The sequence below is a fragment of the Mycetohabitans sp. B2 genome, assembly GCF_021733735.1.
GTDB classification, from domain to species: domain Bacteria; phylum Pseudomonadota; class Gammaproteobacteria; order Burkholderiales; family Burkholderiaceae; genus Mycetohabitans; species Mycetohabitans rhizoxinica.
Genome location: NZ_JAHKSP010000076.1, coordinates 24,576 through 37,532 on the forward strand (window position 1 = coordinate 24,576; position 12,957 = coordinate 37,532).

Here is a 12,957-nt window from a genome sequence, read left to right on the forward strand (position 1 = left end):
CACGGCGGAATTGTTGCGAGGAATACGAATGAACATGTTGCATGAACCGTTGAATCCCGACGTCGATGACGCGCGCACCGCGCACGCCAGCGCGCCGCCGAACGAGCGTCTGGAGCAGGCAATCCGCTCGGCAACCAACGCGCTGCTGGACGCTCAGCATGACGACGGCCATTGGCTCTTCGAACTGGAAGCTGACGCGACGATTCCGGCCGAGTACGTGTTGATGGTCCATTATCTGGGCGAGACACCAGACCCCGTGCTCGAAGCGAAGATCGGCGCCTACCTGAAGCGCATCCAGGGCGAGCATGGCGGCTGGCCGCTGTTCCACGACGGCGCCTTCGACATGAGCGCCAGCGTCAAGGCGTATTTCGCGCTGAAGATGATCGGCGAGCCGCTTGACGCACCGCATATGAAGCACGCGCGTGATGCGATCCTGGCGCGTGGCGGCGCAGCCAAGAGCAACGTGTTCACACGGATCCTGCTCGCGCTGTACGGCATACTCGACTGGCGGGCGGTGCCGATGATGCCCGTGGAGATCATGCTGCTGCCGACATGGTTTCCGTTTCACTTATCGAAAGTGTCGTACTGGGCGCGCACCGTGATCGTGCCGCTGCTCGTGCTGCAGGCCAAGCGGCCGCGCTCGCGCAATCCTCGCGGCATCGGCATCGACGAGATTTTTGTCGGTTCGCCACGCGACATCGGGCCGATATCGAAGGCTGCGCATCAGAGTCAGGGATGGTTTTCGTTCTTTTCGACCATCGACGCGCTGCTGCGCAAGCTCGATCCGTATTTCCCGAAACAGTCGCGCCAGAAGGCCATTGACGCCGCGGTGCACTTTGTCGACGCGCGCCTGAACGGCGAGGACGGCCTCGGCGCGATCTTCCCGGCCATGGTCAACTCGGTGCTCATGTACGACGTGCTCGGCTACCCGCCGGACCATCCACATCGCGCGATCGCGCGCAAGTCGATCGACAAGCTGCTGGTGATCCGCGACCACGAAGCCTATTGCCAGCCTTGCCTGTCGCCCGTTTGGGACACCGCGCTGACGGCGCACGCGCTGCTGGAGACCGGCGAGCCGCGCGCGATCGAGCACGCGGCGAAGGGGCTCGACTGGCTGCTGCCGCTGCAGGTCCTGAACACCCGGGGCGATTGGATCTCACGTCGCGCAACTGTGCGGCCTGGCGGCTGGGCATTTCAGTTCGCGAACCCGCATTACCCGGACGTGGACGACACGGCGGTGGTCGCGATGGCGATGGACCGCGTCGAGAAGCTGCAGGTGCGCGATCGTTACCGCAACGCAATCGACCGGGCCTGTGAGTGGGTGGTCGGCATGCAAAGCCACAACGGTGGCTGGGGCGCGTTCGAGCCGGAAAACACGCATCTATACCTGAACAATATCCCATTCTCTGATCATGGCGCGCTGCTGGACCCGCCGACCGTGGACGTGTCGTCGCGGTGTCTATCAATGCTTGCGCAACTGCCTAGCACGCCGCAGCGGCAAACGTCGGCTTCGCGCGCGAAGCACTACATCCTCGCCGACCAGGAGGATGACGGCAGTTGGTATGGCCGATGGGGCATGAATTACATCTACGGCACCTGGTCCGCGTTGTGCGGCCTGCGCGCTGCCGGCGTCGCGCCGGACACGTTGCCGCTGCGGCGCGCGGCGCACTGGTTGCGCTCGATCCAGAATCCGGACGGTGGCTGGGGCGAGGACGGCGACAGCTACAAGCTCGACTACCGAGGCTACGAACGGGCGCCGAGCACCGCGTCACAGACCGCATGGGCTTTGCTGGGGTTGATGGCGGCTGGCTGCGAACACGACGAAGCCGTCGCGCGCGGCATCGCGTATTTGTTGGACACGCAGAACGACGAAGGGCTATGGGATGAGACACTGTTCACCGCGACCGGATTCCCACGCGTGTTCTACCTGCGCTATCACGGCTACCGCAAGTTCTTCCCGCTGTGGGCGCTCGCACGTTACCGCAATCTCGCCGTACGCAACGCATGCACCGTAGCCTGCGGGATGTGATGCATGACGCACCCGTGGTGGTGGTCACCGGCCTCGCCTTCGAGGCCCGGATCGCCGCGGGTCCAGGCGTACGCGTGATCTGTCAGCAAAATGCCGGGCTGGCGACCACGCTTGACGCGATCGTCGCGCAGAGCCGGTCCTGCTCAGGGCTGGTGAGCTTCGGCACCGCAGGCGCACTGCTGGAATCGTTGCGCCCCGGCGCGTTGCTGGTGGCCCGCTCGGTGCTGGCCGCCGACCCGTGCCGCCTGCGCCAAGCGAGTGCGGCAGCGCGGGACGATGCGACGCCAGTCAGCGCGCAGCGCTACGCAAGCGACGAACCATGGTCCCACGCGTTGCTCGAGCGGCTCAACGGCGCGGTCCACGCCGATCTTGCAGGCATCACGACGCCCGTCAGCCAGGCGGCGGACAAGCAGCGGTTGCAGCACATGTGTGGCGCGTGGGCCGCTGACATGGAGTCGCACATCGTCGCGCGCGTCGCGTATGCGCATGGTCTGCCTTTCGTGTGCGTGCGCGCGATCGTCGATCCAGCCGAGCGCTCTGTGCCGCCGGCTGCGGTCGCGGCGCTCAACGACGACGGATCAACGGACCTGGGCGCCGTCCTGCGCTCACTGCTCGCCCATCCCGGTCAATTGCCTGCCCTGCTGGCGCTCGCGCGCGATGCGCGGGATGCGCGTCGCGCGTTGATTACGGCACGGCGCAGGATCGGCAACGCATTCGGTTTTCCGTCCCGCGCGTCCGGTCGCGCTGCGGTTACATCAGCAGGCGGCTAGCGGCGAAGCGTCAAGAGGTTATTTCTCGACGCACGAAGTTTTGTCATCGGTCCGTGCCACCGATGCCATCGCTGCTACTTATGCCACCGGAGCCGGCGCTCCTGCCGGTGAGGCCAGCAGCCCGCGCCCCAACGACATCACCGTCCAGTTCAACGCCGCGCCTGCGCGCGGCCCTTCCACATGCCGCCACGGCCACGCCAGTGCTGCAGCGCGGAGTCCAATGTAAACGCGGTATATAACGCGGCGATGACCGGCAGGCATGGCCCCCACCAGCGGGAACGACCGTAAAAGCGCAACATGGGCAGGTACGCGAAGGTCATCGCTGCCCAGCCCAGCGCGCCCGCCACGCGGGCAAGCCCGCTGCCGAACAGGGCCAGGAGCGGCGGCGCAACGAAGGTGACCAGCAGTGACACGATCGTGCCACACAGCAACCACGGCGAATAGTGCAGTTGCGCATACGCGGTACGCGCGACCATGCGGTGAATCTCGCCTAAGTTGTCATAGGGTCGCACGCTGCGCGCCCGATTGGTCAGACCAAGCCAGATCGCGCCTTGCGTCTTCATTCGGGCACCCAGCGCACAGTCATCGATGATCTCATCGCGGATCGCCTCGATGCCGCCGACCGCCCGCAATGCCTCCTCCTGCACCAGCATGCATCCGCCCGCTGCGGCCGCCATCGGATGGTCACGCCGGTTGACCCATGAAAACGGATACAGCATCTGAAAGAACAGCACGAAGGCCGGGATCAGCGCGCGCTCGAACCACGCGTCGCAGCGTAGCTTTGCCATCAGCGAAACCATGACGCGCCGGTCTACGATCGCGCGCGTGACCAGCTGCCGCAGATTATCTGGCGCATGCTCGATATCGGCGTCCGTCAACAGCCACCACGCGGGCGGCGGATCGGTGGCATGCGCGGCCTCAATGCCTTGTCGAACTGCCCAGAGCTTGCCAGTCCAGCCGGCCGGCAGGGGCTCACCGCGCAGCACCGTAAGCCGCTCGGCGGCCCCCATGGCACGCGCTGCGTCACGCGCGAGGGCAGCGGTGCCGTCCTCGCTGTGGTCGTCAACGACCACGATCCGCACCGACCCCCGGTAGTCCTGGCGCAACAGGCTGCTCACTGTCTGCGCGATCGAAGCGGCCTCATTGCGCGCCGGAATCACCGCAACGACCGCCGGCCACGCATCAGGGGCACCGGTGGCGGGCGAATCCCGATCATCCCGTTCTTGCGCCTGCCAGAATCCGCCGCGCGCCACGAGCAGCACGATCCAGATCACCAGCGATAGCACTGCAATGGCGGTCAGCAAGCTTCACCTCAAGTAGCCGTTGGTGCGAAACCAGTCGAGCGCATCGCGCAAACCATCGCTATGAGGGCGGGCGCGATAGCCCAGCTCGCGCCGCGCCTTCGCGGAACTAAAAAACATGTGATAACGCGACATCCGCAATGCATCGACGGTCACGAACGGCTCGCGGCCCGTCCACTGCGCGAGGCCTTGCGCCGCTAACGCAATCGGATACAACGGCCAGCGCGGCAACTCGATCGACGGCGGCTTGCGCCCGACCATCCGCGCGATCGCCGCCAGCATCTCGCGCAGCAGCACATCGTCGCCGCCGAGGATATAGCGCTCGCCGATCCGTCCATGGTCCATTGCAAGCAGATGGCCCTGTGCGACATCGTCCACATGCACGAGATTCAAGCCGGTATCGACGAAGGCCGGAATTTTGCCGGTCGCCGCCTCGACGATGATGCGTCCGGTCGGCGTAGGCTTGATGTCACGCGGCCCGATCGGCGTCGACGGGTTCACGATTACCGCCGGCAGCCCTTGCTGCGCGACCATCTGCTCGACGATACGCTCGGCGGCCACCTTGCTGCGCTTGTAGACGCCGATCGTGCTCGCCTCGTCGGCCGGCGCGGTCTCGTCGAGCGGACCGGTGGCGCCGCTCACGCGCAGTGTCGCGACGCTGCTCGTGTAGACGACACGTTCAACACGCCGACGCAGCGCTGCCTGCATCACGCAACGGGTTCCGTCGGCGTTAGCACGCATGATTTCATGACTGTCGCGCGCCCACAACCGGTAGTCGGCCGCCACGTGGAATAACACATCGACCTGATCGAGCGCGCGCTCGACCGATGCGACATCGCGCATGTCGCCTTCGGCCAGCTCGATAGCCAGGTCGCGCAAGTTGCCACGCGGGCTGCTCGCCCGCACCAGCGCGCGAACACGATAGCCGCGCGCGAGCGCGGCCCGGGCCAGCGCCGAGCCAACGAAACCGGACGCGCCGGTCACCAGCACGCGGACTGACATTACGTCTTGGACTGACGCAATTCGGCCAGCTTGATCTCGACGTGCCGCGAGAACACGTACTCGGCCGGACGCTGGCGATCGAACGAGACGTCCGGGGCGAATGGACCCTCAGTTTTCACGCCGCGCAGCGACACGCCCAGCGCACGCCACGGATGGGAGATCGTATCGTTCACCGCGGTCGCCTCGTAGCCACTGTGAACCATGCAATCCGCGCACTTCTCATAGTTGCCCGTGCCGTACCGGTCCCAGTCGGTCGTCTCCATCAACTCGCGATAGGTTTTCGTGTAGCCTTCGCCGAGCAGGTAGCACGGTCGCTGCCAGCCGAACACGGTGCGGGTCGGATTGCCCCACGGCGTGCAATGGTACGTGCGGTTGCCAGCGAGGAAATCGAGGAACAGGCTGGACTGGCTGAACGACCACGCCTTGCCGCCCTTGCCACGCCGCAGGATGTCGCGGAACAAGTTCTTGGTCTTTTCGCGATTCAGGAAATGCTGCTGGTTGGGCGCGCGCTCATAGGCATAGCCGGGCGACACGGTGATTCCGTCGATGCCGAGCCGCTTGACCTCATCGAAGAACGTCGCGACCTGCTCCGGCTGCGCGTCGTTGAACAACGTGCAATTGATGTTGACACGGAAGCCGCGCGACTTGGCCAGCTTGATCGCCGACACGCAACGGTCGTACACGCCCTCTTGGCAAACCGACTTGTCATGCATCTCGCGGTCGCCGTCCAGGTGGATCGACCAGACGAAGAATGGGCTCGGCTGGTAATCCTTGATCTTCTTTTCGAGCAGCAACGCGTTCGTGCACAAGTAGACGAACTTGCGGCGCGCAATGATGCCCTTGACGATCTCGGGCATGTCCTTGTGCAGCAACGGCTCTCCGCCGGCGATTGAGACCACCGGCGCCCCGCATTCATCGACCGCTTCGAGCGCCTCGGCTACCGATACACGCTGGTTCAAGATGGGATCCGGGTAGTCAATCTTGCCGCATCCCGAACACGCCAGGTTGCAGCGGAACAGCGGCTCGAGCATCAGCACGAGCGGATAACGCTTGTTGCGCTTCAGTCGCTGCTTGACCAGGTAAGCGCCGACGTACGCCGATTGCAGAAATGGGATGGCCAACTTTGACTCCTTTGCTTCACGCGGTCAGTTCAGCCGGCAGCCTGAACTGGATGTTTTCTTCAATGCCGTCCATGACCGATACGTCCACCGGGCCGAGCCGACGCAGTGCGTCGATCACATCGTTGACCATCGATTCCGGCGCCGACGCGCCCGCGGTCAGCCCGATGGTGTTCGCCCCACGGACCCACTGTGGATTGAGTTCGCTGCCGTCGGCGAGCAAATAGCTCGGCACGCCCGATTCGGCGCCGATCTCACGGAGCCGGTTCGAGTTCGAGCTGTTGGTTGCGCCCACCACCAGCAGCACATCCACGCGCTTGCACAGTTCGCGCACCGCGGTCTGCCGGTTTTGCGTCGCGTAGCAGATGTCCTTCGTATCCGGACCGACAATATCGGTGAAACGCCGCTTCAACGCCGCAATGATGCCGCGCGTCTCGTCGACCGACAGCGTCGTCTGAGTCACGTAGGAGACTGGCGTATCCACCGGAATGTCGAGCCGCTCGACGTCCACCTCGGTCTGCACCAGCGACACCGGCCCGTCGATCTGCCCCATCGTGCCAAGAATCTCCGGGTGGCCGGCGTGGCCGATCAGGATCACCTGACGGCCGCTCTTCAAATAGTTCTTGCCCTGCAGATGGACCTTGGTCACCAGCGGACAGGTCGCATTGAGCACGTGCAGGCCCCGCTCGTGAGCCTCGTCCTCGACCGCTTTCGCAACGCCATGTGCACTGAAAATCGTCACCGCCCCCGGTGGCGCCTCGGACAGCTCATCGATGAAACGCGCGCCCTTGGCCTTCAGCGATTCCACCACATGCCGATTGTGGACAATTTCATGGCGCACATAAACAGGGGCGCCATATTTCTGCAACGCGCGTTCGACGATTTCGATCGCGCGAACCACGCCGGCGCAAAACCCGCGGGGTTGAGCAAGAATAACTTGCATAGAGTTCTCCATAGGCGGTGGGCGATTTTAACGCTCATGGCCGATTCATGCAGGTGCAGCGGCGCCGCCTGTTGCAGGAAACGCAACCATTCGCCGCAAACAGCTTGAATCAAAAGAAGCTACTGACCGAAGCGCGCATTGTGCGCACTAAGGTACTGGATCAGCCCGTCGATGCCGCCTTGCGCAATCTGGCTCGCGAACTGCTGCTGATAAATCTGGATCAACCACGCACCCATCATGTCGATGTCGTAAATCCTCCAGCCGTCCCGCCCCTTACCGAGCCGGTAGCCCACATCCATGTCATCGCCGCTGCCTTGCACGCGGGTCTTGACCACCGCATCCGTCCCCTTGGCACTGAGCGCCGCTGGCTCGAAGCGAAACCGCACATTCTGATCGCGGATCTGCGTCAACTGCAGCGCGTACGTATGCACGAGCAGCTTCTGGAACTGCTCGACCAGTTGCTTGCGCTGCGCCGGCGTCGCCTGCTTCCAGGCCGCCGCGCCAACGGCAATACGCGTCGTCCTGGCAAAGTCGGTGTACGGTAGGAACTCACGTTCGACGATCTTGGATGTCGCGTTGACATCGCCACTGCGCGCGGCGACATCGGCACGCGTGGCCTTGACCACGTTTTCCACCGCGCTGCGTACCGCATCGCTCGGGCTCGCGGCACCGCCTTTCGACGTCTGGGCGAGCGCCGTACCGAATACACACAGCGCCACCAGGAAAGTCAACCATTTGTTCATCGCAATTTTCCCACGAAATTCATCTCGACTACCTCGACTCCACCTTTTGCCGCAATAACCGGCGTTCCGCGGTCGTAGCTTAACGCAACTCGGCTTGCCGCACCCTGTATACTCGGCGCCGAACCCCGAATTTCAGGCCATCCCCATGCTGACTTCGCTCCTCGTGCGCACCGTGCGTTTTTCGACGCGACATGCGTACTTCGTCATCGCGGTGTCGATCTTGTTGTGCGCCGCCAGTATCGTGTACATCGCGAAACATTTTGCAATCGATACCGACGTCGCCGGGTTGATCGACCAAAACACGCCGTGGGCGCAGCGCGGCAAGGCAATCGACGACGCGTTCCCGCAGCGGGCCGACGTCACGCTGGCGCTCGTCCAAGCACCGGCGGCCGAGTTCGCGCAACGCGCGGCGGCCGAGCTGGCCGTGCGGCTCAAATCGGAAACCGCTTACTTCTCGTGTGTGACACGCCCGGACGGCGGCGCGTTCTTCGAGCGTCATGGACTGCTGTTCATGTCGCAGAACGAATTGACCGAGTTGACTGGCAAACTGGTCGATGCGCGACCTCTGCTGAATCGGCTCGCACACGACCCGTCGCTACGTGGCCTATCCAGCCTACTGTCGGTCACGCTGCTCACGCCGCTGCAGACCGGCCAGGTCATGCTGCCCGGCATGGCCAAGCTGCTGGGCCGCAGCGCCGACACGATCGAAGCGGTGCTCGCCGGACAGCCGGCCGGCCTGTCGTGGAGCGGACTGGTCGCGCCAGAGCTGCCCTCGCGCGCGTTTGTGCAAGTGCAGCCGCTGCTCGACTACCGGTCGCTGGAGGCAGGGGCCGCAGCAGCGGCACGGATCAAGCAGGTGGCGGCCGAGTTACAGCTGGCGCAGCGTTATGGCGCGAGCGTGCAATTGACCGGCCCACGGCCGCTAGCCGACGAAGAGTTCGGATCGGTCCGCGAAGGCGCGGTGCCCAATGCCATCGGGACATTGCTCACAGTACTGGTCATTCTGTGGTTCGCGGTCCGCTCGCGCCGGATGGTGTTCGCCGTATTCGTGACGCTACTGGTCGGGCTCGCGATCACCGCCGCGCTCGGATTAATGATGGTCGGCGCATTGAACATGATCTCGGTCGCGTTCGCCGTGCTGTTCGTCGGGATCGGCGTGGACTTCGGCATTCAGTTCGCCGTACGCTATCGCGAGCAGTTCCACCTGGGCGGCCACCTGGAGCGCGCGCTGGAGGGCACCGCGCGCTCGATCGCGATGCCGCTGTCGCTCGCGGCCGCGGCCACCGCCGCGAGTTTTTTCTCGTTCCTGCCGACCGCATACCGCGGCATATCAGAGCTTGGGCAAATTGCCGGCGTGGGTATTCTGTTCGTCGCGTTGCCGTCCTGCGTGACCCTGCTGCCGGCGCTGATCTCGGTGCTGCGGCCGACCGGACGCGGCGCGGCGCCCGGATTCAAGTCGTTCGCCCCACTGGACGAATTCACCGAGCGCCATCGCAAACTACTACTGCTTGTCACACTCGCGCTGATCGCGGCAGGTTTGCCACTGCTTACGCAACTGCGCTTTGACTTCAATCCGTTACATTTGAAAGATCCGAACAGCGAATCGATGCGCACGCTCGCCTCGCTGGCCAGCGCGTCCGACACCGGCGTCAACGATGTCCAATTGCTGGCCGCATCGCTGGGCGACGCGCAGCAGGCCGCCAACAAGCTGCGCGCGCTGCCGGAAGTGGGCCGTGTGGTGACGGCCGCCAGTTTTGTGCCTGACGACCAGCCGCAGAAGCTGGCCACGATCGCGCAGGCGGCACGACAATTGTTGCCCGTGCTGGAGCAAACGCCATCGGACCCCGCACCCGACGGGGCACGCGTGTCAGCGCTGCGCAACGCGGCTGCGATGCTGGAGAGTGCGGCACTCGATCATCCGGGGCCCGGTGCAAAAGAGGCCGAACATCTGGCGGCGTCGCTGCGTAAGCTGGCAGCAGCAGATGCAGCCACGCGCGATCGTGCCGAACGCGCGATCGCCAAGCCGCTGCAATGGTCGCTCGCGTCGCTGGCGAACCTGCTCAAGCCCACTTCGATCACGCTGCAGACGTTGCCAGCCGAGTTGCGTTCGCAGTGGGTCACCTCTGACGGGCGTGCCCTCGTGCAGATCTCGCCCAAGCTGGCCACCAGCATGAACCCCGACGACGATACGAAGCTGCGCGCATTCAGTGCCGCCGTGCTGGCCGCCGAGCCGCAGGCCATCGGCGGACCGATTTCGATCCTGCACTCGGCCGACACGATCGTGCACGCGTTCGTGCAAGCCGGCGTGCTGGCGCTGGTGTCAATCACGGTGCTCCTGTGGATCGCGCTGCGAAGCCTTGGCGACGTGCTGCGCACGCTGGTGCCCCTGCTAGTCTCAGCGGTCGTGACGCTCGAGCTGTCGGTCGTGCTGAATCTGCCGTTGAACTTCGCGAACATTATCGCGCTACCACTGCTGCTGGGCGTGGGCGTCGCGTTCAAGATCTACTACGTGATGGCATGGCGCGCTGGGGCGACGAAACTGCTACAGTCCGGATTGACCCAGGCGGTGATTTTGTCGGCTGGGACCACGGCGACCGCGTTCGGCAGCCTGTGGTTATCGCATCATCCGGGCACTTCGAGCATGGGCGAATTGCTCACGCTGTCGCTCGTGTGCACGCTGATCGGCGCGGTGTTCTTCCAGCCGGTGCTAATGGGCAAGCCTCGCGAGCAAGCCGCGCGCACGGCTGCGTCGCAGCGTACCCACAACAAGCCACGTGCCGACGACGCAAAATCACGCTAGCGCGTGGTCGCGTTGACTGTCATGCGGCGGGTGCCGCGTGGCCGATGATGTCGCACCGACCCCATTGCGCCGATGCACGCGTGACCGGTTCTGATGGAGAAGGCACGGCATCGGCATACGCCAAGATGTCCGCTCTATCATCGTCGCTGAGGCTGCGCGATGCCTGTTCGCGCTCGTACGGCAATGGCGGCAGCGGCCCCAGGACAAACGGCGGCAGCCCAGCGCTGCCTTGCTGGGCTGTCGCCACCGCGCTGTGGGTGGCTAATCCGGAATCCCGTGCCGCGCCAGCGGCCGACACCAGTTCGGGTAAAGGAAATGTGCTGAGCCCCTCAAGCGGTGCGGGAAGCAGCGTGGCCGTGCTGGCATGGGGTACGGCAGACGGCAGACGGCAGACGGTCTGATTCGCGCTCCGGCCGCAGGGTCGGGGAATCGTCAGGATAAATCCCAGCAGGCTGGCTGGCTTGTGCGGGAGAGGGCACGGGTCACTCCTTGAATAACAAAGCGACCAGCATACCGCACATATATCGTAGTGCAGAGAATCTGCACGATGCAGCTTATCGCAGATACGAATACACGGTGGAACGCAACGCTCCAGTTAGCCTCATGTCGGTGGCCGGCGCCTCCATGCAATGCCACGCCATCCTTTATGCTAAGCCATCCTTTATGTCACGCTATCCTTTGCTAAACCGCACGCGGATAGCTTCCCACGCGGTAGCCGAGCAGTGACGCCAGCCGATTGGCTGCGGCAATGTACTGGTCTTCCGAAATCGTGCCGTTCGCCTGTAGCGCCTCCAACGCAGACATCGCTTGCTGCGCGTCATCCGCCCCCGCATCCTCGGCCCCCGCCTCGTCGCCCTGTCGCGGCACTGGCGCGATCACCCCGCCAGCCTCTTTGGCCCGCTGGCGCAGCGGCTGGGTCATCCCGTCCGGCAGCAACACCAATTCCGCCAGATTCATCGGCAGCCGACCATCGACGGCGGCAGCCCCCAACATGGCCTTCAGCGTGCTGTCGGACACCGGGCCGGCCAATGCCGGCTCGCCGAATACGGGTGCGTACCGGCACACGGCCTGTCGTAGTGCGCGAGTGGAGCGCGGGCACATGTACTGCCGGATGGCTTCGCGTAGCGTGCTGCGATACGTCGCCCCGTCATTCAAATCGGCCGGCGGCGCGATCGCGTGCGCTGCCCGCTGGGCAGCGCGCAACATCGCACGCAGCCGGCGACGCTCGACATGCTGCGTCAGCGAACGCACCAGTGCACGCAAGTCATCATGGGTCAGCCTGTCCGACGGGCGTGGCTCACCGCCATCGGCGCGCACGCCGGACGTGCGAGGCTCGTCGTCATGGCTCGATGCATTCAGCTCGAGCCCAAGTTCACTGAGCGGCATGCCGTGTGCGGCCAGATATCGGGCGGACGGCAACAGCAGCAACGCATCGTGCCGCTGCGCGCCGATCGATGACAGCGGCGACGCCGGCTCGGCTTGCCAAACCGGAAGCGGCTCCCAGGCACTGGCCGGCTCCATGGCGGCTTGCGTCCATGGCGCATGATAGAGCGGATGCCAATCAGTATCAAAATGCGCGTCCAGCTGTCGCGCCAGGGAGTCGCGCCGCGTTGCTGGGATATCAACGCCGTCAGCTGCGCTCGAGCGGCGGCGTTGCAGTCCGTCGAGCATGAGGTGCGTGTGCTGTGCCGAAGCGGTGACCGGCGAGCGTTGCAGCGAAGCGTTTCGTTCATCCGATGGCGACGCGATGCGGACCGAACGTATGGATGGTATCGACATCGATTCCTCCGTCGACATGTAAAACGCCGGGAGGATAGCGCCGCGTCATCGTTGCCGCGACGCAGAAGCGATGTCGCGGCCAACGCCCGCGAATGTCAACGTCTTATCCGGTTGACCGGCAACGGGCCAATAGCACAAGAATGGGGCTACGCACTTCGCTTGCCCTGTGTCACGCGAACCGGTGGGCGGGACAGACGATCAGTGATGCCGCGGCGAATCGACGCGGCAATGCCGGTCGCGTCGAGCCCCACTGAGGCAAGCTGCTGCGCAGCATCGCCATGGTCAATGAACGTATCGGGCAAGCCAAGCTGCATCAGTGGCACGAGCTTGCCGTGACACGCCAACGCTTCCGCGACAGCCGAGCCAGCGCCACCCATCAACGTCCCCTCCTCGACGGTCACGAGCAGTTCATGCGTGTCGGCGAGCTGCCGCACGAGCGCCTCGTCCAGCGGCTTCACGAAGCGCATGTTCG

General features: G+C 64.5%; 10 protein-coding genes. 3 read left to right on the forward strand and 7 right to left on the reverse strand.

The features are described 5' to 3' along the window. Positions 1 to 28: 28 nt before the first annotated feature. Entirely contained in the window at positions 29 to 2,029 is a 2,001-nt protein-coding gene (shc, locus tag KPG66_RS15825) for a squalene--hopene cyclase (protein WP_237071425.1), read from the forward strand. Then, positions 2,029 to 2,799, forward strand: a complete 771-nt coding sequence (locus KPG66_RS15830; RefSeq protein WP_041754872.1) for a phosphorylase family protein — start codon at positions 2,029 to 2,031, stop codon at positions 2,797 to 2,799. Before shc ends, KPG66_RS15830 begins: the two co-directional genes overlap by 1 nt. A gap of 149 nt (positions 2,800 to 2,948) precedes the next feature. Here KPG66_RS15830 and KPG66_RS15835 read toward each other — a convergent pair whose 3' ends face one another. The 5 genes from KPG66_RS15835 to KPG66_RS15855 form a co-directional block, all read right to left on the reverse strand. After that, positions 2,949 to 4,103, reverse strand: a complete 1,155-nt coding sequence (locus KPG66_RS15835; RefSeq protein WP_237071426.1) for a glycosyltransferase — start codon at positions 4,101 to 4,103, stop codon at positions 2,949 to 2,951. A gap of 3 nt (positions 4,104 to 4,106) precedes the next feature. Beyond that, positions 4,107 to 5,102, reverse strand: coding sequence for a hopanoid-associated sugar epimerase (gene hpnA / locus KPG66_RS15840; protein ID WP_237071427.1), 996 nt, complete (start codon positions 5,100 to 5,102; stop codon positions 4,107 to 4,109). Then, positions 5,102 to 6,223, reverse strand: coding sequence for an adenosyl-hopene transferase HpnH (hpnH, locus tag KPG66_RS15845; RefSeq protein ID WP_013428856.1), 1,122 nt, complete (start codon positions 6,221 to 6,223; stop codon positions 5,102 to 5,104). Before hpnH ends, hpnA begins: the two co-directional genes overlap by 1 nt. A gap of 16 nt (positions 6,224 to 6,239) precedes the next feature. Then, positions 6,240 to 7,163, reverse strand: coding sequence for a 4-hydroxy-3-methylbut-2-enyl diphosphate reductase (ispH, locus tag KPG66_RS15850; RefSeq protein WP_237071428.1), 924 nt, complete (start codon positions 7,161 to 7,163; stop codon positions 6,240 to 6,242). A gap of 119 nt (positions 7,164 to 7,282) precedes the next feature. Beyond that, entirely contained in the window at positions 7,283 to 7,906 is a 624-nt protein-coding gene (locus KPG66_RS15855; protein ID WP_237071429.1) for an MlaC/ttg2D family ABC transporter substrate-binding protein, read from the reverse strand. A gap of 145 nt (positions 7,907 to 8,051) precedes the next feature. Between KPG66_RS15855 and KPG66_RS15860 the strand changes: the two genes are divergently transcribed. Then, a complete protein-coding gene (locus KPG66_RS15860) occupies positions 8,052 to 10,706 on the forward strand; it encodes an MMPL family transporter (protein ID WP_237071430.1) in 2,655 nt (884 codons plus the stop codon). Between the two features lie 681 nt (positions 10,707 to 11,387). On the opposite strand, the gene KPG66_RS15865 is transcribed toward KPG66_RS15860, so the two are convergent. Continuing rightward, complete coding sequence (locus KPG66_RS15865) at positions 11,388 to 12,485, reverse strand: hypothetical protein (RefSeq protein WP_237071431.1); 1,098 nt, start codon at positions 12,483 to 12,485, stop codon at positions 11,388 to 11,390. A 146-nt stretch (positions 12,486 to 12,631) separates the two neighbouring features. Beyond that, positions 12,632 to 12,957, reverse strand: a 326-nt coding sequence (locus KPG66_RS15870) for a transketolase C-terminal domain-containing protein (protein ID WP_272907108.1), incomplete at its 5' end; no start/stop codon positions are given.